The sequence below is a fragment of the Heterorhizobium halophytocola genome, from assembly GCF_017873095.1.
GTDB classification, from domain to species: Bacteria; Pseudomonadota; Alphaproteobacteria; order Rhizobiales; family Rhizobiaceae; genus Allorhizobium; species Allorhizobium halophytocola.
Genome location: NZ_JAGGJU010000002.1, coordinates 100,150 through 123,941 on the forward strand (window position 1 = coordinate 100,150; position 23,792 = coordinate 123,941).

Below are 23,792 nucleotides of genomic sequence, written 5' to 3' on the forward strand. Positions count from 1 at the left end.
TCAGGGAGATCTCGATGACGACGATGACGATTGAAGAGCTGTCGAAGAAGCTCGGCAAGATCGATTTCTGCATGTTCAACACGCATTCGGGATCCGGGAGGATCGAAACCCGGCCCATGAGCAACAACGGCGATGTGGAATACGACGGCGACTCCTGGTTCTTCTCTTTTGAAAACACCAGGAAGGTCAGTGACATTAATCACAACAGCGGTGTCACGCTCACATTCACCGCACCCCCAAGCCTGCTCGGTAAGCCGGGTATATTCATCGCTGTAGAGGGCGAAGGACGCGTGATTCGCGACAAGACCCAGTTCGCGGAACACTGGGCAAAGGATCTCGATCGATGGTTTCCCGAAGGCATCGACACGCCGGGAATCGTCCTTATCAAAGTTTCGGCAAGGACGATCCAACACTGGGACGGCGAGGAGAACGGCCGCATAAATATGCCCAGGGCGGACGCTTCCGCGTGAGGTGCGGTGTGACACTGCGGGAAATTGACGAGGTCATCGCACATTCCCGTAAAACGTCGCCCGACGGCACGTTGATCGCTGACTTCGGACGCACCATCTAGGTCGTATGCCGAAACACGAAAAAAACGACGTCGAGCTGATCAGGACCTGGACCTTGGCTGCCGACATCACGATGGGGTCATCCGTTCGCGCGAAGGGCATCCTTCAAGAGATCCAGGCGCGCCTGCCATCCGCGTTTAAGAAAGCGATCTCGCTGGACGGGGTCGATCTGGTTCTGGCGATGTCGGCCGATGAGAAGACGGCGTTCAATGCTGCCCTATCAGTCATTGCGAAGGCCATGGATGAAGCGCCGACACTTCCTGTCATCCCACGCGAGATACAGGATATCCTCGGGATGAAGACCAGCGAGCGGCACCGCTGGCTTGCAGATGGCCGCCTCCCGAGTGCTGGCACGCGAACTGTCCGCCTGGCCGGACGGGCCCGCCAGATCACCTTCCATGTGTTCGATCCGAAGGTTGTGGAAGACCTTCTTGATCGGGGTGCCGTCGACGAGTGGCGGGTAGAGGATGCCGAGGCGAAGGCGGAAAAGAGAAGGAACGCTGCCTATCAGGCAAAGCTGACGCGGTTGGCCAGGAAAAGCAGCAAGCCGTCGAAAAAGAGAGGCAACGACGTCGACGAACCGGCATCCAGGCTCCGCGGCTGGGAGGACTTCGACATCGACGGGCTGTTACGTTGATCGAAACAGCGGGTTGTCCGGGTCACCTCCCGCTGCGGTCATTCCGGAAACAATTGCAACACGCCGGAACATTGCCGTCATCGAGCGGCTGTGGCAGGAAAAGCATGGCATTGCCTTTCGGTCCCGGCATCATTGCGGGTTCGGCCAGTCAAGGTGAGTGTGAAGGGGCAGAAGATGCGATGGTTATCCTGAAGAGACGGGGCAAAGTGAATGAAGCACGCCGACTGTCGGCACTGCCGATCTGGCTAAGCCTTGCCTTTATAGGCTTGATGCTGGTCTTCGGCGGCATGTTGCTGATGCAGAGCTATCGAACGGCGCTGAGAAACGGGGAAGTCCGCGCGGCCGCTTCGGCCCAGACAGTGGCTGCCAATGCCCAGTGGATGATGGAGGCTAGTAATCAGGCGCTGCAGCGGATCGATGCCGCCTTGAGCCTTAACGGCATCAGCACGGCCGGCAAAATCCTCGACCTCGAAAAAGCGGTCGGCGACCTTCCTATCGGTTTCAACTACGCCGTTTTCGACGCCGCCGGGCATCTGCGTTTTTCCAGTGTGGGCGACGCCCGCTCTATCAACATCGAGACACGCGGTTATTTCGCAAAACTGGCGGGCGGTCAGGATCTGGCGATAGGTCGGCTGACCAGGGACAATCAGATAGACGCCTCGGCGTTCACAATTGCAAGGCGCGTCATGCGTGACGGGCAATTCCAGGGCGTGGCGGCGATCACCATTTCAAATGCCTTCGTCGATCGATTTTGGCGGACCATGGGGCTCGGGGCCAACTCGACCGTGTCCATCATACGAGACGACGGATGGCTGATGGCACGGCATCCGGAGCCCGACGCGGAAGTGGATCTTGGCCAGACCGCATGGTTTGCAATGCTGAAGGATCATCAAAGCGGGATCTATCATAGCCCGGTGTCGCCGATCGACGGCATATCGCGCATCGTCGCATTTCAGAAAATCGATGGCTGGCCGGTGGTCGCCCTGGCCGCGATAGATCGTGCCGAGGTGCTCGACCAGTTCTGGCAGAACTTGAAGTCGCAACTGCTTATCGTCATCCCATTTGCCTGCGTGCTCAGTCTGGCGACCGCTTGGATCGTCCGCCTTTTGCACGGGTTTGCGATCCGCAACAATGAACTTGAACGGGCGTTGGAACGGAACACGTTCCTGTTCCGAGAAATCCATCATCGGGTCAAAAATAACCTGCAGACGGTTCAGGCGCTAGTTCGCCTGCAGCCGCTATCGCCGGAGGCGAAGTCGGATGTAAGTCGCCGGATTGCCGCGATGGTATCGATCCACGAGCAGATCTATCAGACCGACCAGTTCGAGACCATCGAGATTGCGCCCTACGTCAACACGCTCGTCACGGATATCGCATCGTCATTCGATAAGAATGTCGCACTGGATCTTGAGTTGGAAGCCGTCGCCGTCGACAGGGACCATGCCCTTCCCCTCGGCATGCTGATCAATGAAGTTGTGTCCAACGCCTTCAAATATGCATTCAACGATACCGATCACGGCTGGCTCAAGGTGCGTCTGTCGCAAGAGGGGCTGAAAGGCAATCTGGTGATCCGAGACAATGGACCGGGCTATGATCCGCTGCAGGCGCCGCAAGGCATGGGAAGCAAGCTGATCGCGGGCTTCATCGCCCAGCTTGGTGGCGAACTGCATATCGAGCGCGACAACGGAATGGTATTTCGGGCGAGCTGGCCGATCGCCTGAGAGGACCGCCATGGACAAGGCACGCGCCGGTCGCAGGGCGCAAATTTGAGACAGGCTTCTATCTGTGTGACAGTATAGCGTGGCTCGCGCTTCGAAGGACGGTGCAGTCTTTCTTTTGCTGTTTGTCCGGCCCTCTGATTGCCGAGGGGGCGGCGCCCCAAGGTCGCCGGTCATGGCTGCAATCAAGGTCTCAAGTCTGGCGGTCACGCGAGCGGCTAATGGTCTTGACCGCACCCCTCATTTGGCCTCCTTTCTAGAGCATCCTTGAGATGTGTAACTCGGAGATCTCCATGGCGCTTGGCGCATCGCATCGTTTGCAGGACGGCGTCCTTGCCGTGGAAACCATGACCCGCTTTGCGCTTGCTGTTCTGGCGTTGGCGTCAGGTGTCTATACCTATCTTGGTGTGCGCAGCCTGCTGGACGGTTCGCCAACGGCAATCTTCTTTGCCGCAATCATCTATTCGGCGTCGGTCTCGGTGGCGATCTACGCCTTCTGGTCCTACATGGCGCGTTTCTATCCGCACGTCACAGGACCGGGCGCACGCGGTGCGCTGATCGGGGTCATGGGTCTCGGCTGTGCCATGATTATCGCGATGTCCAGCTGGCTGAATGCCGCGGCGCTGGCCGGCTCCGCGGCGCTGGAACAGCACTTGGCCGAAACGGTACAAGACTATACCGCAGACCTCGATACCGCGCACCAGAATGCACTTGCAGCCCAGAGCCTGCTTCCAGACATACAGCGGACCTCGGAGCGCTTTTCGAGACTTGCGGAAGACGAACGCCAGAACGGCGCACTGACCGGAACAACGGGGTCGGGCAGCGTGGTCCAGCTGCTCTCGCAAATGTCATCTCAGCTGAGCGAACTGGAGACGGACATTGTTGCATCGCGCGAACGGGTGGCAACGCTGTTTGAGCAGGGGCAGGGTCATCTCGCGACCATGCGCCGGCTGGTTTCCGCGCCCGGTGCCGTGGCACCGCGCAGCGACGAATTCTCTGCAGAGGTCGTGGCACTTTCTGGTGTGATGACCTCGCTGGAACAGACATCGATTGCGCCGTCGGTCAAGAGAGCCGCCGAAGACCTTTCCCTCGGCTTCATTGCGCCAGTCGCCGATGGCCGCGCTGCCGATCTCGCTGATCGCCAAGACCAGGTGATGCAGACGATCCGCGCCTCGGTTTCCGCCCAGTCACAGGTGCTTTCAAAGGCTGCGGACGATATTCTGGCGCGGGCGGCCGTAGCGGAGCGACGCTTTGTGCCGCTTTCTTCTGCGGAAGCCGTATTGCGTTATGCCGCCGATTTCATTCCCGCCTGGGCGGGGGCAATCTCGATCGACCTGCTGCCCGCAGTTCTTGTTTTTATCCTGGCCGTCGTACACGGGGCGATCCGGCGCCAGGAAGAACGTCTGCCCTTTGCGCAGCGGATTACCGCGGCTGAGCTTCTGGAGGCCCTTGAGGTCCAGCGAGCGCTCGGCCGGCAGGGCGTCGATATCGAACAAGCCTTGCATTCAGTGGAAAAGGATGTCGAGCACGAGCGGCCGGACTCCAACATCACCAGCCTCGACACCTCGGTGAAGGCGCCCCGAAAAGGGCCTCCCACGTGAGATCCTCTTCTCTTCCCGAACGTTTGCGGAATTCGATCCTACGGGTCGATGACGCCTTGGTCATGCGCGGCACATTCTACGGTCTGCTGATATTGGCCGGCATCTTCCTTTTCACCGACATCAGGGAAATGAGCCGCGCCAACACGTCGCTTCCCGGCGATCTCCCGATAGATGCGCCTGTGCTGCCACCGGCACTGACCGACGGCGGGCCGCAGGCGCCACCGGTCGCGCCGGAGAGTTCGCCACAGGTCCTGCGCCAACCGATGCGTTTTGAGCTGCTGCCGGGCGGCGTCCTCATGGCTGAGGGATCGATCGATCTGGGCGCTGCAGACCGCTTTGCCGCGGAGATCGAGACGCGCGGTGAGTATGTAACCACTGTTGCACTGAATTCTCCGGGGGGCTCGGTCGAAGATGCCTTGTCTATGTCTTCACTGATCCGGGAAAAAGGCCTCTCCACGCAGGTGAAAGCGAAGGCGCTGTGTGCCTCGTCTTGCCCGCTGGTCTTCGCCGGCGGAGCGGTGCGCGAGGCGCAAAAGGATGCAGTCGTGGGCGTGCATCAGGTCTACAGTGCCGAACGGCAACAGCTTTCTGCCGCGCAGGCCGTGTCGGCAGCCCAGCGTACGACCGCGCGCGTCACCCGCCATCTGGAGCAGATGGGCGTCAGCAGCGCGCTGTGGATCAAAGCCCTGGAAACCCCGCCGGACAGGCTTTACTACCTGACGCCGGAGGAAATGGCGGAATTCAAGCTCACAACCGCGGGAACGTCCAAAAAGACGTCGGGTTAGGCCTGGTCCCCATAAGGCTCATTTTTTTGGCGGGCAGGTGATCCCAACTTCCCACCCAAGACGTTCGACAACCAGTCTGCCACACAGAACGGATGATGAAAGCGCTGGAATTCCTCCTGATCGCGATCATTTTGTTCTGAGCACACATTCTTATGCAGGTAGCCAGCCGCACACGGGCGGCCTCGCTTTTTCTGCCAGAAGCGCAGCGGCGGCGAGAAAATGTTCCAGAATATCATGGCATTTCCCAGTCATGTGGCCCGATCTCAATAGCGGGAACCGCACCAAAAATGCTGCAGCGAAAAAAGTTTATTATTGTCTCGCATCTTTTTTAAAATTGACGCGCGTAAAATATTATGTTTCCTGTGCCGAGGATGATCGGGCGGGAGGACCTGCAGTCCGATCATCGCACCTACCAGGTCCAAGCAAATTCATCCGGGAGGATTACATGTTTCGCAGTGGTATCTTTAAGACAGTCCTGGCTTTCGGCCTGCTATCCGCAGCTGCCGTTTCAGCTCGCGCTGACGGCATCGGCGCGTCGCTTCTGACCCAGCAACATCCCTTCTACATCGACCTCGCCCAGGCGATGAAGGACGAAGCCAAGGCCAAGAACGTACCGCTCGAGATCTCGATCGCCAACCAGGATCTGTCCAAGCAACTTGCGGATGTCGAAGACTTTATCATCAAGGGCGTCGATGTGATCGTGATCTCGCCGGTCGACAGCAAGGGCGTTCTGGCTGCGATCATGAAGGCCAAGAAAGCCGGCATCAAGGTCATCACCGTCGACGTTCCCGCCGATGGCATCGACGTCACCTCCCACATTGGTACAGACAACTATACCGGTGGTGTCAAGGCTGGCGAACTCATGGCAAAGGACCTGGGCGACAAGGGCAATGTCGCAATCATCGACTACCCAACCGTTCAATCGGTGGTGAACCGTGTTAAGGGTTTCAGGGATGCCATCGCCAAGCATCCTGAGATGAAGATTGTCGCGCAGCAGACCGGAATCACCCGCGCCGAGGCTCTGGCCGCTGCGCAGAACATGCTGCAGGCCAATCCCGACGTCTCTGGCATATTCGGCTTTGGCGATGACGCAGCGCTCGCAGCGGCCGTCGCCGTCAAGGCCGCCAATCTTCAAGATCAGGTCAAGGTCATCGGCTTTGATGGGATGAAGGAAGCCCGCGATGCCGTCGATACCAATCCGGTCATGGCCGGCGTGATCCAGCAGTTCCCCGATCAGTTGGGCAAGCTTGCCGTCGACACGGCCGTGAAGGTGATCGCGGGTGAAGCGGTTCCTGCCGACCAGCCAATCGTCCCCGGCGTCTATACCAAGAAGTAGTAGCCTCCCAAGGCCTGTCTGTCCCGGCTCCGGCCGGGACGGACATCTCGACGCTGCCGCAGCTGAAACCTTCTGGCGCGCACCGCAATATTGAACATTCCGACTAAAGACGGTTACCAAGGAGATGCTGCATGGCGACTGCTGACGAAGAGCCCGTTCTGCAGATCCGCGACGTCAACAAGGTATTCGGCGTCGTCACCGCGCTCAACGGCATGAAGCTGGACGTCCGGCGTGGCCGGGTCCACACGCTGCTTGGCGAAAACGGCGCCGGCAAATCAACGCTGATGAAGATCCTGGCCGGTGTCTACCAGCCGACCTCCGGCAATATCCGGCTGGACGGCGCCAACTATCATCCCTCCAATCCGCAGGACGCAGCACGCCTTGGCCTGACGATCGTGTTTCAGGAACTCAGCCTCTGCAACAACCTGACGGTGGCTGAAAACATCCTTGCGACGCGCGAGCCGGCAGTGGCCGGGTTCATCAACGACCGCGCCCTGATCCGCAAATCCCGCGACATAGTTGCCGAGCTCGGCCTGCCGATCGACGTGACCGACAAGGTCGGGGACCTTTCGATCGCACAGCGACAACTGGTCGAGATCGCCAAGGGGCTCAGCATCGAGGCCAAGGTCGTCGTGCTTGACGAGCCGACCTCTTCACTCAGCGACAACGAGGCGGAAATCCTGTTCTCGATCATTGAGCGGCTGAAGGCCCGGAACGTGGCGATCATCTACATTTCCCACCGCATGGAAGAGATCATGCGGCTGTCAGACGACATTACGGTGATCCGCGACGGGTGCTATGTCACCACGCGCCAGCGTGAGGACGTGACGATCGAAGAGTTGATCGCACTTATGGTCGGCCGCTCCATGGACCAGATCTATCCGCCGCGGGAAGTGCCGGCGCCTGGCGCCTCTCTCGCCCCGATGTTCTCGGTCGAAGGCCTGTCGCGCGAGGGTGAGTTCAAGGATATCACCTTCGACGTCCGCGCCGGCGAGATTCTCGGCTTTTTCGGGCTGATCGGCTCCGGGCGCTCTGAGGTGATGAATGCCCTGTTCGGGGTCAAGTCGGCTACCGGGACGGTGCGCCTTGAGGGAGAGCCGCTGGAGATCCGCTCGCCCTCCGAGGCCATCGACCATGGCATTGCCTTCGTCACCGAAAACCGCAAGGAACAGGGCCTTGTGCTTTCCCAGAGCGTCGAGAGCAATATCACGATGGCGGCTCTGCGCCGTTTCGCAGCCCGGCTCGGCTTCATGAAGCACCGCGTGGAAACCGCCTCGGCGCTGGTCGAGGTCGAGCGTCTGTCGATCAAGACAGCCAATCTCGACACCCCGGCGGGCGCCTTGTCCGGCGGCAACCAGCAGAAGATCGTGCTGGCCAAATGGCTGCTGACCGAGCCCAAGGTGCTGATACTCGACGAGCCGACCCGCGGCGTCGATGTCGGCGCCAAGTTCGAGATCTACAAAATCATCCGCCAGCTAGCCGCCGAAGGCACAGCCATCCTGTTGATCTCCTCAGAACTGCCGGAGGTGCTGGGCCTCAGCGATCGCGTGGTGGTGATGAACGAGGGCCGCCTGGCGGCGACCGTCACCAGCGACAGACTGACACCTGAAACCATCATGACATTCGCGACGGGGCAACACTGATGACCCAGATCCATTCCAAGAATTCCGCATTTGCCAAGATCCTGAAGCAGTATGGCGGCATCTTCCTCGCACTCGTCGCGCTCTGCGTCATCTTCTCGGTGGCCAATCCGCGCTTCATGTCGATTGCCAATTTCACCAATATCCTGCAGCAGGTCTCGGTCATCGCCATCTGTGCTTTCGGCATGACCTGGGTCATTCTCTTGGGCGAGATCGACCTCTCGGTCGGCTCGATCATTGCGGTAGCGGGCATGGTCGGCGCCCAGTGCTTCGCCTTCGGCTTCGGTTTCGTGCCAGCGGTTCTACTCACCCTGATTGCCGGCGCGATCCTCGGCCTTTTCAACGGCGTGCTGACCGCCAAGCTGCTCTTGCCTTCGTTTATCGTCACGGTTGCGACCATGGGCATCTATCGCGGCATGGTGAGCCTGCCGACCAATGGCGCCCCGGCGATGATCCTCGATGACAGCTGGATGGCGCTGGGCGCGAACTCCTTCCTCGGCATTCCGATCATCATCTGGGTCGTCGCGGTGCTGTTCCTGTTCAACCATGTCCTGCTCAGCAAGACGACCTTCGGCCGTCGCGCTTACCTGATCGGCGGCAACAAGGAGGCGGCGGCGTATTCCGGCATCAAGGTCGACCGGATGAAGATCTCCATCTTCATGCTGTCCGGCATCATGTCGGCAATTAGCGGCATTCTCCTGTCCTCGCGCCTTCTGTCGGCTCAGACCAATGCAGGCATGAGCTACGAACTCGATGCTATCGCCGCAGCGGTGCTAGGCGGCACCAGCCTTGCCGGCGGTGTCGGCACCATGATCGGGACCGTCATCGGTGCCCTGATCATCGGTGTGATGAACAATGGCATGAACATGCTTTCGGTACCCTATTTCTACCAGTTGATCGTCAAGGGTCTGGTGATCCTCGTCGCCGTCTGGCTCGACGTACGCTCCAAACGCACAGCCAGCTGAGTACGGAATTTCACATCATGACCAAGATACTCACTATCGGCGAAATTCTCGTCGAGATCATCGCGACGGAGAAAGGCGACGGTTTTCGGGCGCCCGTCCGTTTGATCGGGCCGTTCCCTTCGGGTGCGCCGGCGATCTTTATCGACCAGGTCGGCAAGCTCGGCACGCCCTGCGCCATTATTTCGCGCGTTGGTGATGATGACTTCGGCCACGTCAATCTCGCCAGACTAAAAGCCGACGGGGTCGACGTGTCCGGCGTTGAGGTCGACCCGCAGGGCACGACCGGAAGCGCTTTCGTTCGCTATAGGAACGACGGCAGCCGCGCCTTCGTGTTCAATATCCGCCACAGCGCCTGCGGCACGATCACGCTGAACGATGACAACCGCCGGCTTATCGGGGAATGCACCCATCTGCACGTCATGGGCACAGCGCTCTATGGTGAAACGGTCATCGACTCCGTCATGGCCGCCATCGAGAACATCAAGGCGCGTGGTGGTACGGTCTCGTTCGACCCCAACCTCAGACCCGAGACCCTCAAGGCACCGGGCATGCGCGAAGCATTGTCTCGTGTCCTCACACAGACCGACCTGTTCCTGCCGAGCGGGGAGGAGCTCTTCCTGTTTGCCGCGGCGACAGAGGAAGAGGCCGCGGTTGAAGAATTGCTGGCGACCGACATCAAGGCGGTAGTGCTCAAACGCGGTGCCAAGGGCGCCTCGTATTTTGACGCCACGACCCGCATCAGCCATCCCGGATTTGTCGTCGAGGAACACGACCCGACAGGCGCAGGCGACAGTTTTGGTGCTACCTTCGTCAGCTTCTGGCTGGAAGGTGCTGCACCCGCTGTCGCGCTTGCGCAAGCGGCCGCGTCCGGGGCCCTCGCCGTCACCAAGGTCGGACCGATGGAAGGCACCTCCACGCGCGCCGAACTTCAAGCCCTGATTTCCGCCGCTGGAGAACCATCATGACGAAGAATCCACTCAGCGATATCGCAAGCTGGAAATCCTCGCCCGGGCCAAACGGCATCCCGTCGATCTGCTCGGCCCATCCGATCGTCATTGAGGCGTCGATGCTGCATGCATTGACGGATGGCGGTTATTTGCTTGTCGAAGCGACCTGTAATCAGGTTAACCAGGACGGCGGCTATACCGGCATGACCCCGGCCAGTTTCCGCACCTTCGTCGAGGAGATCGCCGGGAAGACCGGGTTCCCCCTTGATCGGCTGATCCTCGGCGGGGACCATCTCGGCCCCAATCCGTGGAAGGCGCTGCCGGCGGCAGACGCGATGGAAAAGGCGCGCGTCATGATTGCGGCCTATGCCCGCGCCGGGTTCACCAAGCTGCATCTCGACACCTCAATGGGCTGTGCCGGCGAGCCGGTTGCCCTGCCCGACGCAATCACGGCGGAGCGTGCGGCAAACCTTGCCGGCGTTGCCGAAAAGGTTGTCGCCGAGACCGGCGGCGTGAAGCCGGTCTATATCATCGGCACCGAGGTACCGATCCCGGGCGGCGCCATGGAGGAACTCGACATTCTCGAGGTGACGCAGCCCGAGGCGGCACTCGAGACGGTCCGGATCCACCAAAAGGCCTTTGCCGATGCGGAACTGTCGGAGGTTTTCGGCCGGGCGATTGCCGCCGTTGTCCAGCCGGGCGTCGAATTCGGCAACGAGAATGTGATTGCCTATGACCGGCCTGCCGCCGCCACACTCAGCGCCACGCTTGGCCGGATGCCCGCCTTCGTGTTCGAGGCGCACTCGACGGACTACCAGACGCGCGAGGCTCTGACCGCGCTTGTCGACGATGGTTTTGCCATCCTCAAGGTCGGTCCCGGGCTGACCTTTGCCCTGCGCGAGGCGCTTTACGGCCTCGACCGGATCGCCACCTTTTTGTTTCCGGAAAAGCGCCAAAAAAGCCTGATCGACACGCTGGAAGCCGTGATGCTTGCCAGGCCGGAGAACTGGGAGAAATACTATCACGGCGACGACGGCGAAAGGCATGCCCAGCGCCATTTCAGCTATAGCGACCGCATCCGCTATTACTGGCCGCAGCCGGAGGTCAGCGCAGCGGTTGGGCAGCTGTTCGATTTGCTCGAAAACGTCGACATTCCCGAGACGATGATCAGCCAGTATCTTGGCGCCAGTTACCAAAAGGTCCGCGACGGCGTGGTAAAGCCGCGCGCTCATGATCTGGCGATCTCCGCCGTCGGCGCTGTTCTCGAGGATTATTTCAGCGCCTGCCGCAGCTAAGGATTGTGGATTTAGTTCGGCCATGTGGCTTTGACGGGCCGTTCGGTTAACATCCGACCTGACCTGAATTAAATCGTTTTGATTCTGGATTATGAGGGAAAAAACAGCGTGGAAAGACCACCGATCAGGACGATGGAAGAATTCGCCGAGCTGGTCGGGCTCTCTCGCCCGACGGTGTCGAAATATTTCAACGAGCCGGGGTCGGTGCGCGCCAAGACCCGGGAGCGGATCGAAGCGGCGATCAAGCAGTCCGGCTTCCGGCCGAATATGTTCGCGATGAATCTCAATCGCCGGCGCAGCAATATTCTCGGCATCATCATTCCGAATTCGACCGACCCGTTCTACATGGCCCTGACCCGTCGCGTCGAACTGATCGCCAACGAGGCGGGTCTGCTTGCCGTCCTTTTGTCGTCGGATGGCAATCCGGAACTGGAGGAGCGCGCGATCGAGACGCTGAAGTCGCTGAACATCGCCGGCGCTATCATCGCCCCGCTCGGTGCCAGCTCGCATCACGACACGTTGAGCGAGCTCGGCAAGAGCATCCCCCTCGTCTATGTCGATTCGCCGCTCGACGAGACCTCCTCCTTTGTCGGTACCGACAATCGTCAGAGCTTCCGCCTGATCGTCGATTATCTTTGCCGGTCCGGCGAGCCGCCCTGTTATCTCGGCATGCCCGGCGTCAACACCAATGCCCACACCCGCGAACTTGCCTATGTCGAGGCGATGCAATCGCTCGGCATGATGCCCGAGATCCTGGAGACGGCATCTCACAGGAACTGGGACTTCGAAAAGTTCGGCTTTGACGAGATGCTGAAACGGCTCAAAAGCAAGAAAAGCCTACCAACCCGCACCGTGCTCTGCGCCAATGATCGCATTGCCTTCGGCGCGATCGCCGCGGCATGGCAATCCGGCTTGAAGGTCGGGCGCGGAGACGCATTCGATATCCGCATCGCGGGACATGACGACCATCCCCTGTCGCGCTATGCCTGCCCGCCGATCACCACGGTAGCACAGAACTACGACGAAATCGGCAGGCTTGCGACGCAGCTTCTGCTCTCCCGCCTCGACGAGGAAGATCCGCCACCCGACGGCAAGCGCATCCTGCTCGAAGCGCAGATCATGCTACGCAGCTCGGCCTGACCGAGCGTTTGCCACCATCGGGCATAGTGTTCACGCCTCCTTGGATAAAGAGATTTCCCGCCATGTCGAGGTGGCGTGGGCCCGAAGTTGGCGATGGTCTGCGGAGGTGACGTATTTCTGGTGAAGAAGAAAGCGATTGGCCATCTGGCCATGAGTTCAGATGGACCGCTGACATCGGCGCGTGGATTTCAAGGGCCTCACACCTCGCTGTCGTCGTCGCACAGCAAGATCAGACTTTTCGGCTCGGATATTCCATGCGTTGTGCGAGCGGTGCTCTGGGCTCGGCATCAACTCCGCCTTCGCGGCCGAAGGGGAACCCAGTTCCATCGTTTCGTCTTGGCCACATGCCGGTCATCGCGCGGATTGCGTCGAGACTCTCTCGTTCGGCCGCATTGCCAGTGCGAAGGCGTTTGCCGCCTCAAGGCCCTCGGTTCTGAGGCCAGTCTCAAAGCCGAGCCGCTCCATCAGGGCCTGCACCTTCATCGTATCGACATTGCCTTTTGCACCGGGAGCATAAGGACATCCGCCGAGGCCGCCGATTGCACTGTCGAATACCCGTATCCCGCGATTGAGGCTCAGTTCTATGCTCTCGGTCGCGCGCCCATTGGTATCGTGAAAATGGCCGGCCAATCGCTCCACGGGCGCGACAGCCAGCACGCTATCCAGCATGGGACCGATCGTTTCCGGAGACCCCTGGCCCAGAGTATCGCCAAGGCTGACCTCATGGCAGCCGAGCGCCAGCAGTTCTGCGGTTACCCTCGCAACGGCGCTTGGCAAGACCGGGCCTTCGTAGGGACACTCGACGACACATGAAACATAACCCCGCAATGGAATAGCCGCACGCCGCGCAGCATCCGCCAGAGGGCGAAAACGCGCCAGGCTTTCGGCTATGGTGCAATTGATGTTGCGGCGGCTGAAGGTCTCCGATGCCGAGGCGAAGATTGCGACTTCGTCGGCACGCGCGGCGACGGCCGCCTCAAAACCTCTTAGATTTGGGGTCAGCACGGAATAGACCGTCTCCGGTTGGCGCTCGATCCGTGCCATCACCTCCGTCGCGTCGGCCATCTGCGGTACCCACCGGGGCGAGACAAAGCTCGTGGCTTCGATGCGCCGAAAGCCACAGTCGCTTAATAGGTTGATCAGCGCGACCTTTTGCGACGTATCGACGAAGCCTGCTTCGTTCTGCAGTCCGTCTCGTGGGCCCACCTCAACGATTGTTACCTTGTCGACAGCCATCTTGCTCACCGCATGAGATCAGGAAGCCAGGTGACGAAATCCGGCAACAGCACGCAGATGACAAGTCCGAGCATCTGCAGAAAGAAGAATGGCAGGATCCCGCGATAGACTGTGGCCATGCCGATGCCTGGCGGCAAGGTTCCCTTGATATAGAATAGCGTGTAGCCAAACGGCGGGCTGATATAGCCCATCTGAATCGTCAGCGCGAACAGCACCCCGAACCAGATCTGGTCGAATCCGTAGAACTGTACGACCGGCAGGAAGACCGGGACAGTCAGCAGGATAATGCCGATCTCGTCGAGGACGGTGCCGAGGAAGACGAGGATCAGCATCATCAGGATCAGGACGACGTAACGGTTGGCGTTGAGACCCTCCAGAAGCTGGAACAGGGTGTCGGCCCCACCAAGACCGGTAAAGATCGCGACATAGGCCTTGGCGCCGAGGGTGATCCACAGGATCATGCCGGTGGTTCTCATCGTGCCCTGTGCGCAATCCCACAGCATAGCAAGATTGAGATTGCCGCGCAGCAGGGATGCCACGCCAGCGCCGAGCACACCAACGGACGCCGCCTCTGTCGGCGTAGCAATGCCGAAGAAGATCGAGCCTAGCACCATGACGATGATCATCGCGGGAAGGATCAGGGTCTTCAGGGCGGTGAACTTTTCGCTCCAGCTTGCGCGTCGCCCGGTATTGCCCGGCGGAATCATCTCCGGCCGCAGGATGCCGACGATGATGATGTAGCCGATATAGAGCAAACCGAGCAGAATGCCGGGTACGATGCCGGCGATCAGCATCTTGCCGATGGAAACCTGCGCCGTCACCGAATAGACGATGGTCAGTACCGATGGCGGGATGAGAATGCCGAGCGTGCCCGACGCGCAGATTGTGCCCGAGGCCAGTCTTGGATCGTAGCCGCGTTTCAGCATCTCGGGTAGCGCCAGGATGCCCATGGCGGTAACGGCCGCGCCGACGACGCCGGTCATGGCGGCCATGACCAGGCAGATGAAGACAGTGCCGATCGCAAGCCCGCCGCGGACACGACCGAACCACAATTCCATAGCGGTGTAGAGATCGCGGATCACGTCGGACCGCTGTAGCAGCAAAGCCATGAAGATATAGAGCGGGATCCCGAGCAGCGCTTCGGAATGCATGGTGTCGAACATCTGCAGCACCAGCACGACGAGTGCGCTGGAGTCCCAGAAGAGCACCGTAAACAGCACCGACAGGCCGCCAAGGACGAAGGCGACCGGAAGGCCCGCCAACAGGAAGAGGCTGAGGCCACCGAACATGATGATGAGGATTTCGGTCGACGACATCAGCTGACCACCTTGTGATCGGCATCGCCGTCAGCCGTGACCGCGGCTGGATCCAGCATGACGCGCAACCATTCGGCGGCGGCCTGAAGGCCAAGCAGGACAAGCGCCACGGGGATGAAAAGCTTCACCGGCCAGATCACCGGGTTCCAAGAGGAATAGGAGGTTTCACCGTAGTCCCAGGACTGCTGTGCGAACGGTACTGCGTAAAATAGCAGGATGACGCAGAAGGCGATGATAATGGGATAGTTGACGACTTCGAGCGCACGCCGAATACCGGGACCGACTGAGTTTTGCACGAGGTCGAGGCTGACATGCCCCCGTTCATGCAGGAGATAGGGCCCCGCCAGCAGAAAATACGGGCCGAACACCAGCGTCGCCAGTTCCATGGCCCACGAGGACGGGGAGTCGAAGACATAGCGGGATATGACGGCAAACAGCATGACGGGCACGATGATGAACATCAGCGCGCTCGCGATCTTGAAAACGATCCGATTCAGCTGCGTGATTGCGTCATAGAGAATTCGAACGGATTTCGGCATGGGCGCCCAATGGCTGGAGCATATGATGGGCGTGCCATGTCCGGACACGCCCGCGAGACACGTTTACGTCAGGAGCCCGAGCTTTTTCATCTGCGCGATCTGGCTGTCCAATATCTTGTTCGCCAGCGCGTCGCTCTTGGCCGCAGTGCGCCAGGCTTCGGCAGCCTTGGCGCGGCTCCCGGTGACATCGGCCTCATCGAGTTCGATCACCGTGACCCCGGCCTTCTTGAAGGCCTCCAGCGCGGAGGCGTCGGTTTTGGTCTTGTTGGCCTGATACTCATCCGAGACTTCCTTGGCGGAATCGGCGAGCGCCTGCTTGAAGTCATCCGGCAAACCGTCAAAGGCAGCCTTGTTGGCGACATAGGACGTTGCCGTGGTCGGCTGGTGCACGCCGGGAAGAATGATGTATCTGGCAACTTCCGCCAGACCTGCATCGAGATTAGCCTGAAGGTCGCCGCGATCGGCGATGTCGATCAGTCCCTTGTCCAGTGCCGAATAGACCTCGGATGTCGGTAGCGGCGTCACGGCCACGCCGAACGCGCCCATTACGGTGGAAGCAAGGCCGGTAAATCGGCCCTTCTTGCCGCTGAAATCGGCAACCGTGTGGATCTCGACCTTGGAGTGGATGGGTTCCTGGTCATAGATCGTCGGCGCGATATAGTGCAGGCCGGCCGGCGCATACGACTCGCGCGCCATGTCGATCCCGCCGAGCTCGTAGAACCAGGCGGCATAGTCCTCGGATTTTTTGTAGCCGAAGGGGATGGTGCTGGTGAAGGCATGGGCCGGGATCTTGCCGGCCGTGTAGCCGTCAAACGTCTTCATCAGTTGAAAGGCGCCGCCGCGCACGGCGTCGAAGGACTGCGCGGGTGGTACGATCTGCCCGGCGGAGAACAGCTTCAGCTCAAAGGCTCCGCCGGTCTTTTCGGCAACCTTTTTGACGAAGATCTCCTCGTATTTCTGCGGCGTCGTGCCGCCGTCCCAGAGCGACTGCATACGCCAGGACACCTTGCTGTCCTGAGCGATGGCCGGTGTGGCAAGCCTTGTGGCAGCTACGGCGACAAGACCGCCGGCGGTGAGTTGAAACAGCGAACGGCGACGGATATCGATTGGCATAGTTACCTCCCTTTGATGAACTCTCTTAAGCCCTTGAGGGCTTTCCTCCTGAACCGGTCCCATCCGGCCATGCTTGAGGGAGCCACGCCCGTGGCTCCCGTCGATCTCATTTCCCCCGCAGTTCGGCAAGCAGATCGCGTGCACGCTCGACGCGGACGTCATGGGCGGCGGCGAGCTGCTTGGCAACGGCTTCGATCTCCATTCCCGCGGCGCCGGCGACAATGGCGATATTGCGCGCATGCAATGCCATGTGACCGCGCTGGATGCCTTCGGTTGCGAGCGCCCGCATCGCGGCCATATTCTGCGCCAGCCCGAGTGCGACGCAGATCCTGGCCAGTTCGGCGGCCGAATGAATGTTCAGGATCCGAAGGGCAAGCTTCGCCAGCGGATGGGTCTTCGTCGCACCGCCGACAATGCCCACCGCCATCGGCAATTCCAGTGTACCGACCAGACAGCCGTTCGCGTCCTTCTCCCAGGTCGTCAGCGAGGTGTAGTGTCCCTTGCGCACGGCCCAGACATGGGCCCCGGCCTCGATCGCGCGCCAGTCATTGCCGGTCGCGACGATCAGCGGGTCGATGCCGTTCATGATGCCCTTGTTGTGGGTGGCTGCCCGGTAGGGATCGATTGCAGCGAACTGGTAGGCCCCGACCATGCGGTCGATCATGTCTTCGCCCGTGATGTCCTTGGTGGCGAGTGCTGCTGGCGTTACCACGACGCGACAACGCGCCAGGCGCAGATCAGCCAGGTTCGACAGGATGCGCAGGCGCACCGTGCCGCCTGTCAATTCCTCAATCAGCGGTGCCACGCGCTCGGCCATGGTGTTGACCGTGTTAGCCCCCATTGCGTCCCGCACGTCGACAATAAGATGCATCACGGCCATTGCGCCGCCCGGCGTGTCGGGGAAGACGTGAACCTCTATGTCGCGGCAGCCGCCGCCAAGCTCCACCAGAACCTTGTCGCAGGCATTGGCCGCCTCGATGATCCGTGTCCGCTCTGACAGGATCTTCAACCGTGCACCATAGGGATCCGACAGGCCTACGACCTGCACCTGCGCGCGCATCAAGGGTTCCGTGACATCCGCCATGAACCCGCCGCAGCCGCGCACAATGCGTGCCATGAAGGAGGCTGCAGCGATGATCGACGGCTCCTCGACGACCATGGGGATGATGTAGTCCATACCATTGATGGTGAAGTTGGCGGCAACGCCCATCGGCAGTTCGAACGTGCCGACGACGTTTTCGATCATACCGTCTGCGGTATCGATTGGCAGGGCACCTGCGGATGCGAGCAGATCTGCGTCATCCGTGCTGAGGCCGACCGTTTCGACCACTTTTTGCCACCGTTCTGACGGCTTGAGGTTCCGGAAACTTTCCAGACGCGAGTTTGCGACGCCCGATTGCGCTTTCACCATTATCCTCCCGATAGAACTTCTCCCGGATGCCATCTCCTCATCGTGGCGTCCAAGCTTTCCCACAAGCTCGCAATATTGTACCATATCCGCAAGGTACAGTTGGCGCGTGTTCCGATCTGCTGTACCATTTGTATTTCGGAGACAGTTGGAGGTCGGATGGTCACAGAGGACGGCAAGGCGCAACGGATCGCGTCGCGGATCGCGTTGTCGATCACCGAGGGCGTGATCCCCAGAGGCACGAAGTTGCGCTCGCTGCGGGCGGCGGCCTCGGCCTATAGAGTCTCGAAAAACACCATAGTGGAGGCGTATGACCGACTGGTGGCGCGTGGCTACATCGAACCGCGGCACGGCGCTGGCTATTATGTGACGGGCAGCCAGACAAGGGTGGAGGATCCCGTCACGGTGCGCCTGGTGGAGGCGGTCGATATCGCGACGCTTTTGCGCGAACAGCTGGAACACAACTTCACTGTGCGGCTTGGCGAAGGCCGGCCGCCTGCCGAATGGGTGGAAGGGTCGGTGCTGAAGAGCCATCTGCGCAACATTGCCAGCGGTCATCGTGGTCTGTTCGAACATGCCTATGAAAGCCCGATCGGCTTCGAACCCTTACGCCAGACCTTGTCACGCCTGCTGGCCGAACGTTCGATCGGGGTCAGGCCCGACCACATTCTGCTGACGCTCGGCGCCAACCATGCCTTCGATCTGATTATTCGCCAGTACCTGCGCCCTGGTGATGCGGTGCTGACGGATAGCCCCGGCTATTATCCACTTTTTGCAAAACTCAAGCTTGCCGGCGCCCGCATGGTGGGTGTCCATCGGGGCATCGACGGACCGGATCCCGAAGATCTCGCGCGCAAGGCGCAGGCGAGCGGCGCCCGTTTCTTCTTCACCCAGTCGCTCGCCCACAATCCGACAGGCAGTTCGCTTACCCTCGGTCGCGCTCACGATATCCTGCGCATCGCGGAAAAGCTGGATCTCATGGTGGTCGAGGACGATGCCTTCGGCGATTTGATGCCGTCGAGTGCGCCCCGGCTTGCAGCCCTCGATCAATTGCGCCGCGTCATCTATATCGGCACCTTCGCCAAGATCCTGTCCGCGAGTCTCAGAGTTGGCTATATCGCTGCCGCACCCGAGGTGACGGGGCATCTGGCCAATATGAAGATGCTCACGATCGTCAATTCGTCCGGTTACGTCGAACGAATCGTCCATGCCGTGCTCAATGATGGCCACTATCGCCATCATCTCAAGCGTCTCAATGAGCGTGTCAGGGAGGCCCAGCTTGTCGCCATCCGCATCTTGCGCAAGCTTGGCCTTCAGCCGTGGATCGAGGACGGCGGCGGCTATTATCTGTGGGTGCCTTTGCCCGAAGGAATTGACGATATAGAACTGGCGCGCAGAGCGGCCCGCGAAAGCATTTTTCTGGCGCCAGGATCAGTGTTCGAGATCGAAGGCACGCGCAGCCAACGGAGTTTCCTGCGGCTCAACATCGCCTATGTGGATGATCCGGTTTTTCAGGATTTCGCACGACGAGAGTTCGGCGTTTCCTGATCCGGATCGAAACGCAGACAAGGTCGTTCCGAATGCCGGCGAAAGTGTCACGCGGACGAGCCCCGACGGTGACGATTGGCCATCACGAATTTTCTCTTCGGCGGCGTCGATATCTGCGAGGATGCGAACGGCGGTCTCGTAGTACTCCTGCCCTGCCGATGTCACGGCCAGAGCGCGGGAACTTCGTGCAAGAAGTTGCGTGCCGAGGCGCAATTCGAGCGCAGCCAGCTGTTTGCTGATCGTTGGCTGGCTTACATTCACGTCTCGCGCCGTCTGGGAAAAGCTTCCGTTTTCGACGACGCGCACGAACATGCGCATCGCGTCCAGCTTATCCATGAATTTCATTCCGGCATTGAACTGAACGCATTGCGGCCCCTTATCTTCATAGAATGCTCAGGTGCAAAAAAACCCGTAGCCGAAAGGGCCCCTCATGACCGATCGCAAAGTCCTCACCCCGGATGACAGTCATCCGATCACAGTTGACCCCTGTTCATCGGCTGTCGTCGTCAGAAGCGGCCCGGTTCGCATCGCGGAAACCACCGGCGCCCTGACGCTTTCGGAAGCCCATTACCCGCCTGTTCGATACATACCGCGCCGCGATGTCGACATGTCCCTTCTTGAGAGTTCGGAACACAGGACCTATTGCCCGTACAAAGGCGAGGCCCGGTATTACAGCCTACCCGCGCTTGGAGATCGCGGAGTGAACTGTGTGTGGTCCTACGAAATGCCCTTCGAAGCGGTAAGCGAGATCGCTGGCTACCTTGCCTTTTATCCCGACCGCGTTTCGATCGAGCTCGTCGGCACGCCCACATAGATCGAGCGGCATCATTCGATTTCAGAATAGATGCTATGGAATACTCGTCAATTCCATTCGTTTTCGGAATGTGAGACTCGATGTCTCACCAGCCCGTTGGGGCGCCGGAGCGAAAGGAATATTTATGGCAATCCGGATTTACGGCGATCCTTGGCTCAGGCAGCCGACGTCGCGTCATCGCAGCCGCAACGATCATGGGCATCGACGTCGAGCCCGTGAATATCGACCTCTTCAAGGGCGAGAGCCATACACCTGAGTTCCTGAGGCGCAATCCGCATGGCCTTTCCCCCGTCATGGTGGATGATGGTGTCGTTCTCTATGAATCGTCTGCGATCAACATCTATCTAGCCGAGAAATCGGGCTCGGACCTCCTTGGCGCCACCGGCGCTATCAACTCTTGCAGTGGATGTTCTGGTCGGGTGAACAGTGGCGGGTCTTTTCAACGCTCACCTTCGATGAGCGGATCGTAAAGCCCTTCATGGGTCAGTCCGTGGATGAAAGCATTGTCCAATTGGCGTTCGGCAAATCCGTGCGGCTGCGGCCGTGCTCGACGCGCATCTGGCGGAGCACCGATTTGTCGTGGGCGACCATCTGACGCTCGCCGACATCGATATCGCGGCGCCATTTTTGCAGAATGCACGTACCAAAGTGCCGTTTTCGGAATGCCCGAACCTGGTTGCGTGGCAGCAGCGATTGCTCGACCACGTACCGCGGCGAGAACGGGCTGTTCGGCCGGGAAGACGACCTGCAAATTCTGCCCGGTGTCGATATGGCCAAGGCGGACGGCATTAATGTCGTCGGCCCGATCTCGGCCGACACGGTCTATCATCGGGTCTATCAAGGGGCCTTCGACCTGGTGATCGCGCAATATCACGACCAGGGCCACATTCCGATCAAGCTGATCGCCTTCGACACAGCGGTGAACGTGTCGCTCGGATTGCCCATCGACCACGTCTCCGTCGATCATGGCACGGCCTTCGACATTGCCGGCAAGGGGATCGCCAATCACGTCAACATGCTGTCCGCCCTCGACTACGCCGGCAAACTGGCACGCTGAATGGCGGTCACCAAGCCGGCAGCAATGGGTGATAGGCAATGCATGCCGTTCCAGCATCACGGCGCGTGCGGAAGCGAACAGGGGTGATGGAAGTCATAAGGTCGCCCGCATGTTGGATCCCATACCCTGGCATGACCTGCTCTTAAGCCATGCGTCCGGGCTCCACGAAGCCAAGCAGTGGAACGCCTTCGTACTCCCGATCGGCCGAAGCTTTGAATCCCCCTCGGACGACCTTTTGCACGGTGCATCCGGAGGATACCAATTTCCCTTGCGGCTCCTTGGCCGGACTGCCGGTCTGATTCTGGCCCCTGTCACCTTTCGTCGGCCGCGGCAGGGTGGGGCCGGCACAGCCGTGCCCCCTTCACATGGAGCGCTATTGCCTGGAACTTTCCCCTGCCTTCTGCACCAGCGGGCATCCGCGAAGAAGTCCCAGGCTGACCTGTCAAAGGCCCTTGATCATCCCGCCATCGACGCGGACCATCGAGCCGTTGACGAAGCTTGCCGGGACGCTGGCGAGGAAGGCTGCAACGGCACCGAATTCCTCGGGGCGACCATAGCGGCCGACCGGAATGTCGTTGCGCGAGGCTTCCTGCACGGACTCGACGCTCTTGCCGGTTTTGTCGGCCTTGATGCCGTCGAGTTCGCGCACCCGGTCGGTGTCGATACGACCCGGCAGGATCATGTTGACGGTGACGCCCTTGCCGGCGACCTCTGAGGCCAGCGTCTTCGACCATCCGGCGATTGCGGCGCGCACGCCGTTCGACAGCGCCAGATTGGCGATCGGCTGCTCGACGCCGGAGGAGCCGACGGTGATGATGCGGCCCCAGCCGCCCGCCATCATGCCTTCCAGCAGGGCATCGGTGATCGCAAACAGCGAGGTCGCCATCATTTCGAAGGAGGAGGACCAAGCTTCACGGGTCTGTCCGACTGCGGGGCCCGCCTTCGGGCCGCCGCTATTGTTGACGAGGATCTCGATGCCCTCGCCCTTCATCCTGGCAATCAGTGCATCGACCGAGGCCTTGTCGGAGAGGTCGAGCTGAACCGGCGTCATCTTGTCGCCGACGACGATCTTGTCGACATTGCGGGCGGCTGCATAGACATGCACGCCCTCGGCAACCAGCGCCTTGGCGATTGCGGCGCCAAGGCCGCGGCTTGCGCCGAGAACCAGCGCCTTCTTACCCGAAATACCAAAATCCATTAGTTCAGCAGCTCCAGTTTGCGGGTCTGTCGTTCGATCAGCGTCTCAACGTCGGCGATCGCCGCGGCATTGAGGGCAGCGCCGGGACGGCGCTGGGCAGCGCTCTTGATCGCGCCGCGCTTGGCGAGCACGTATTTGCGCACCGCAAGGCCAAGGCCCGGCTGCTGCTCGTAGCGCACCAGCGGCAGATAGGCGTCGAACACGTCCCGGGCAACGTCGGGCTGGCCCTCGTTCGACAGGCGCACCACGTCGACCATCATTTCCGGATAGGCAAAGCCGGTCATCGCGCCGTCGGCACCGCGCTGCATTTCTTCCGGCAGGAAGACGCCGGCATTGCCGCACAGGATCGAGGTGCGGCGACGGCCCTTGGCTTCGGCATCGCGCAGATCGGCGATCTTCTGCAGGCCCGGCCAGTCCTCGTGCTTCAGCATGACGATGGAGGCATGGTTCTCGAAGATCGTGCCGAGCGTCTTCGACGAGATCTGCACGCCGGTCGACAGCGGGAAATCCTGCAGCACGACCGGTACCTCGGTGCCGACGGTATCGACGACATTGCGGTAATAGGTGATGATCTGGTCGTCGGTGCGCAGCGATGATGGCGGCGCGACCATGACGCCGGCAGCGCCGAGATCCATCACCGCCTTGGTCAGTTCGCCGATCGCGGCAAGCCCCGGCGCCGAAACGCCGACCACGACCGGCTTGTCGCCCGAACGCTGGATGGTGCGCTTCGTCACCTCGATCGCCTCGGCCTGGGTAAGCTTCGGCGCCTCCCCCATCATGCCGAGAATGGTAAGCCCGTCGGCGCCCTTGTCGTAGTAGAAATCGACCATCCGGTCGATGCTTTCGCGGTCCAGTGCCCCGTCGTCTTCAAACGGCGTGGCGGCGATGACGAAGACACCCTTCGTCTCTGTGGTGATGAGAGCCATGCGC

23 protein-coding genes and 2 pseudogenes are annotated in these 23,792 nt (G+C 60.4%); 16 read left to right on the forward strand and 9 right to left on the reverse strand.

Annotated elements, in window-relative coordinates; translation table 11 throughout:
- Positions 1-14: 14 nt before the first annotated feature.
- From J2Z17_RS03740 to J2Z17_RS03760, 5 genes are all read left to right on the forward strand, one after another.
- Positions 15-470 carry a pyridoxamine 5'-phosphate oxidase family protein gene (locus tag J2Z17_RS03740; protein WP_209942368.1) on the forward strand — a complete coding sequence of 152 codons (456 nt, stop codon included), beginning with the start codon at positions 15-17 and terminating at the stop codon, positions 468-470.
- Between the two features lie 106 nt (positions 471-576).
- Positions 577-1,206: a hypothetical protein gene (locus J2Z17_RS03745; protein ID WP_209942369.1), complete on the forward strand. Its 630-nt coding sequence runs from the start codon at positions 577-579 to the stop codon at positions 1,204-1,206.
- Positions 1,207-1,310: 104 nt separating this feature from the next.
- Positions 1,311-2,927 carry a sensor histidine kinase gene (locus J2Z17_RS03750; RefSeq protein WP_209942370.1) on the forward strand — a complete coding sequence of 539 codons (1,617 nt, stop codon included), beginning with the start codon at positions 1,311-1,313 and terminating at the stop codon, positions 2,925-2,927.
- Positions 2,928-3,217: 290 nt separating this feature from the next.
- Entirely contained in the window at positions 3,218-4,525 is a 1,308-nt protein-coding gene (locus J2Z17_RS03755) for a hypothetical protein (RefSeq protein WP_209942371.1), read from the forward strand.
- A 62-nt stretch (positions 4,526-4,587) separates the two neighbouring features.
- A complete protein-coding gene (locus J2Z17_RS03760; RefSeq protein WP_209942373.1) occupies positions 4,588-5,310 on the forward strand; it encodes a COG3904 family protein in 723 nt (240 codons plus the stop codon).
- Here J2Z17_RS03760 and J2Z17_RS03765 read toward each other — a convergent pair.
- Positions 5,307-5,546: a hypothetical protein gene (locus J2Z17_RS03765; protein WP_209942376.1), complete on the reverse strand. Its 240-nt coding sequence runs from the start codon at positions 5,544-5,546 to the stop codon at positions 5,307-5,309. The genes J2Z17_RS03760 and J2Z17_RS03765 overlap by 4 nt on opposite strands.
- Before the next feature lie 209 nt (positions 5,547-5,755).
- On the opposite strand from J2Z17_RS03765, the gene J2Z17_RS03770 reads away from it, so the two are divergent.
- The 6 genes from J2Z17_RS03770 (at position 5,756) to J2Z17_RS03795 (ending at position 12,633) form a co-directional block, all read left to right on the forward strand.
- A complete protein-coding gene (locus J2Z17_RS03770; RefSeq protein WP_209942937.1) occupies positions 5,756-6,646 on the forward strand; it encodes a substrate-binding domain-containing protein in 891 nt (296 codons plus the stop codon).
- A 131-nt stretch (positions 6,647-6,777) separates the two neighbouring features.
- Positions 6,778-8,289 carry a sugar ABC transporter ATP-binding protein gene (locus tag J2Z17_RS03775; RefSeq protein ID WP_209942378.1) on the forward strand — a complete coding sequence of 504 codons (1,512 nt, stop codon included), beginning with the start codon at positions 6,778-6,780 and terminating at the stop codon, positions 8,287-8,289.
- Entirely contained in the window at positions 8,289-9,251 is a 963-nt protein-coding gene (locus J2Z17_RS03780) for an ABC transporter permease (protein WP_209942380.1), read from the forward strand. Before J2Z17_RS03775 ends, J2Z17_RS03780 begins: the two co-directional genes overlap by 1 nt.
- A 17-nt stretch (positions 9,252-9,268) precedes the next feature.
- Positions 9,269-10,216: a tagatose kinase gene (locus J2Z17_RS03785; protein WP_209942382.1), complete on the forward strand. Its 948-nt coding sequence runs from the start codon at positions 9,269-9,271 to the stop codon at positions 10,214-10,216.
- Complete coding sequence (locus tag J2Z17_RS03790) at positions 10,213-11,493, forward strand: D-tagatose-bisphosphate aldolase, class II, non-catalytic subunit (protein WP_209942384.1); 1,281 nt, start codon at positions 10,213-10,215, stop codon at positions 11,491-11,493. The genes J2Z17_RS03785 and J2Z17_RS03790 overlap by 4 nt, the downstream gene beginning before the upstream one ends.
- Positions 11,494-11,625: 132 nt before the next feature.
- Positions 11,626-12,633 carry a LacI family DNA-binding transcriptional regulator gene (locus tag J2Z17_RS03795; protein WP_209942939.1) on the forward strand — a complete coding sequence of 336 codons (1,008 nt, stop codon included), beginning with the start codon at positions 11,626-11,628 and terminating at the stop codon, positions 12,631-12,633.
- Between the two features lie 351 nt (positions 12,634-12,984).
- Here J2Z17_RS03795 and J2Z17_RS03800 read toward each other — a convergent pair whose 3' ends face one another.
- The 5 genes from J2Z17_RS03800 to J2Z17_RS03820 all read right to left on the reverse strand — a co-directional run bounded on the left by J2Z17_RS03800 (position 12,985) and on the right by J2Z17_RS03820 (position 18,248).
- Positions 12,985-13,878 (reverse strand): hydroxymethylglutaryl-CoA lyase, encoded by an 894-nt coding sequence (locus J2Z17_RS03800; protein WP_209942386.1) that lies wholly within the window; start codon positions 13,876-13,878, stop codon positions 12,985-12,987.
- A complete protein-coding gene (locus J2Z17_RS03805; protein WP_209942388.1) occupies positions 13,875-15,185 on the reverse strand; it encodes a TRAP transporter large permease in 1,311 nt (436 codons plus the stop codon). Before J2Z17_RS03805 ends, J2Z17_RS03800 begins: the two co-directional genes overlap by 4 nt.
- The gene (locus J2Z17_RS03810) at positions 15,185-15,724 is read right to left on the reverse strand and encodes a TRAP transporter small permease subunit (protein ID WP_209942390.1); all 540 of its coding nucleotides are present in this window, start codon (positions 15,722-15,724) and stop codon (positions 15,185-15,187) included. Before J2Z17_RS03810 ends, J2Z17_RS03805 begins: the two co-directional genes overlap by 1 nt.
- A 63-nt stretch (positions 15,725-15,787) precedes the next feature.
- On the reverse strand, positions 15,788-16,837 hold the full coding sequence (gene dctP, locus J2Z17_RS03815; protein ID WP_209942392.1) for a TRAP transporter substrate-binding protein DctP: 1,050 nt from the start codon (positions 16,835-16,837) through the stop codon (positions 15,788-15,790).
- Between the two features lie 106 nt (positions 16,838-16,943).
- Positions 16,944-18,248, reverse strand: a complete 1,305-nt coding sequence (locus J2Z17_RS03820; protein WP_209942394.1) for a hydroxymethylglutaryl-CoA reductase, degradative — start codon at positions 18,246-18,248, stop codon at positions 16,944-16,946.
- A gap of 156 nt (positions 18,249-18,404) precedes the next feature.
- On the opposite strand from J2Z17_RS03820, the gene J2Z17_RS03825 reads away from it, so the two are divergent.
- The gene (locus tag J2Z17_RS03825) at positions 18,405-19,793 is read left to right on the forward strand and encodes an aminotransferase-like domain-containing protein (protein WP_209942941.1); all 1,389 of its coding nucleotides are present in this window, start codon (positions 18,405-18,407) and stop codon (positions 19,791-19,793) included.
- On the opposite strand, the gene J2Z17_RS03830 is transcribed toward J2Z17_RS03825, so the two are convergent.
- Positions 19,677-20,129: a LysR family transcriptional regulator gene (locus J2Z17_RS03830; RefSeq protein ID WP_209942396.1), complete on the reverse strand. Its 453-nt coding sequence runs from the start codon at positions 20,127-20,129 to the stop codon at positions 19,677-19,679. The two genes, J2Z17_RS03825 and J2Z17_RS03830, sit on opposite strands and share 117 nt — an antisense overlap.
- A 94-nt stretch (positions 20,130-20,223) precedes the next feature.
- On the opposite strand from J2Z17_RS03830, the gene J2Z17_RS03835 reads away from it, so the two are divergent.
- From J2Z17_RS03835 to J2Z17_RS03845, 4 genes and pseudogenes are all read left to right on the forward strand, one after another.
- Entirely contained in the window at positions 20,224-20,607 is a 384-nt protein-coding gene (locus J2Z17_RS03835) for a DUF427 domain-containing protein (protein ID WP_209942398.1), read from the forward strand.
- Between the two features lie 80 nt (positions 20,608-20,687).
- Positions 20,688-21,077, forward strand: coding sequence for a glutathione S-transferase family protein (locus J2Z17_RS25125; protein WP_245223857.1), 390 nt, complete (start codon positions 20,688-20,690; stop codon positions 21,075-21,077).
- Between the two features lie 73 nt (positions 21,078-21,150).
- A pseudogene (locus tag J2Z17_RS25580) lies at positions 21,151-21,246 on the forward strand (glutathione binding-like protein); the annotation flags it as partial.
- Positions 21,227-21,664 (forward strand): annotated as a pseudogene (locus tag J2Z17_RS03845) (4-hydroxythreonine-4-phosphate dehydrogenase PdxA); the annotation flags it as partial. The pseudogenes J2Z17_RS25580 and J2Z17_RS03845, both read left to right, overlap by 20 nt.
- A 442-nt stretch (positions 21,665-22,106) precedes the next feature.
- Here J2Z17_RS03845 and J2Z17_RS03850 read toward each other — a convergent pair.
- Together J2Z17_RS03850 and J2Z17_RS03855 are read right to left on the reverse strand one after the other, a co-directional pair.
- Positions 22,107-22,862 (reverse strand): SDR family oxidoreductase, encoded by a 756-nt coding sequence (locus tag J2Z17_RS03850; RefSeq protein WP_209942400.1) that lies wholly within the window; start codon positions 22,860-22,862, stop codon positions 22,107-22,109.
- Positions 22,862-23,788, reverse strand: a complete 927-nt coding sequence (locus J2Z17_RS03855; protein ID WP_209942401.1) for a dihydrodipicolinate synthase family protein — start codon at positions 23,786-23,788, stop codon at positions 22,862-22,864. The genes J2Z17_RS03850 and J2Z17_RS03855 overlap by 1 nt, the downstream gene beginning before the upstream one ends.
- Between the last annotated feature and the right edge of the window lie 4 nt (positions 23,789-23,792).

Bases quoted from the DNA above. Each gene is read 5' to 3' on its own strand.
- J2Z17_RS03740 (WP_209942368.1), top strand. From the start codon at position 15: ATGACGACGATGACGATTGAAGAGCTGTCGAAGAAGCTCGGCAAGATC.
- J2Z17_RS03745 (WP_209942369.1), top strand. From the start codon at position 577: ATGCCGAAACACGAAAAAAACGACGTCGAGCTGATCAGGACCTGGACC.
- J2Z17_RS03750 (WP_209942370.1), top strand. From the start codon at position 1,311: ATGGCATTGCCTTTCGGTCCCGGCATCATTGCGGGTTCGGCCAGTCAA.
- J2Z17_RS03755 (WP_209942371.1), top strand. From the start codon at position 3,218: ATGGCGCTTGGCGCATCGCATCGTTTGCAGGACGGCGTCCTTGCCGTG.
- J2Z17_RS03760 (WP_209942373.1), top strand. From the start codon at position 4,588: ATGCGCGGCACATTCTACGGTCTGCTGATATTGGCCGGCATCTTCCTT.
- J2Z17_RS03765 (WP_209942376.1), bottom strand. From the start codon at position 5,546: ATGATATTCTGGAACATTTTCTCGCCGCCGCTGCGCTTCTGGCAGAAA.
- J2Z17_RS03770 (WP_209942937.1), top strand. From the start codon at position 5,756: ATGTTTCGCAGTGGTATCTTTAAGACAGTCCTGGCTTTCGGCCTGCTA.
- J2Z17_RS03775 (WP_209942378.1), top strand. From the start codon at position 6,778: ATGGCGACTGCTGACGAAGAGCCCGTTCTGCAGATCCGCGACGTCAAC.
- J2Z17_RS03780 (WP_209942380.1), top strand. From the start codon at position 8,289: ATGACCCAGATCCATTCCAAGAATTCCGCATTTGCCAAGATCCTGAAG.
- J2Z17_RS03785 (WP_209942382.1), top strand. From the start codon at position 9,269: ATGACCAAGATACTCACTATCGGCGAAATTCTCGTCGAGATCATCGCG.
- J2Z17_RS03790 (WP_209942384.1), top strand. From the start codon at position 10,213: ATGACGAAGAATCCACTCAGCGATATCGCAAGCTGGAAATCCTCGCCC.
- J2Z17_RS03795 (WP_209942939.1), top strand. From the start codon at position 11,626: ATGGAAGAATTCGCCGAGCTGGTCGGGCTCTCTCGCCCGACGGTGTCG.
- J2Z17_RS03805 (WP_209942388.1), bottom strand. From the start codon at position 15,185: ATGTCGTCGACCGAAATCCTCATCATCATGTTCGGTGGCCTCAGCCTC.
- J2Z17_RS03810 (WP_209942390.1), bottom strand. From the start codon at position 15,724: ATGCCGAAATCCGTTCGAATTCTCTATGACGCAATCACGCAGCTGAAT.
- dctP (WP_209942392.1), bottom strand. From the start codon at position 16,837: ATGCCAATCGATATCCGTCGCCGTTCGCTGTTTCAACTCACCGCCGGC.
- J2Z17_RS03820 (WP_209942394.1), bottom strand. From the start codon at position 18,248: ATGGTGAAAGCGCAATCGGGCGTCGCAAACTCGCGTCTGGAAAGTTTC.
- J2Z17_RS03825 (WP_209942941.1), top strand. From the start codon at position 18,405: ATGGTCACAGAGGACGGCAAGGCGCAACGGATCGCGTCGCGGATCGCG.
- J2Z17_RS03830 (WP_209942396.1), bottom strand. From the start codon at position 20,129: ATGGATAAGCTGGACGCGATGCGCATGTTCGTGCGCGTCGTCGAAAAC.
- J2Z17_RS03835 (WP_209942398.1), top strand. From the start codon at position 20,224: ATGACCGATCGCAAAGTCCTCACCCCGGATGACAGTCATCCGATCACA.
- J2Z17_RS25125 (WP_245223857.1), top strand. From the start codon at position 20,688: ATGTCTCACCAGCCCGTTGGGGCGCCGGAGCGAAAGGAATATTTATGG.
- J2Z17_RS03850 (WP_209942400.1), bottom strand. From the start codon at position 22,862: ATGGATTTTGGTATTTCGGGTAAGAAGGCGCTGGTTCTCGGCGCAAGC.
- J2Z17_RS03855 (WP_209942401.1), bottom strand. From the start codon at position 23,788: ATGGCTCTCATCACCACAGAGACGAAGGGTGTCTTCGTCATCGCCGCC.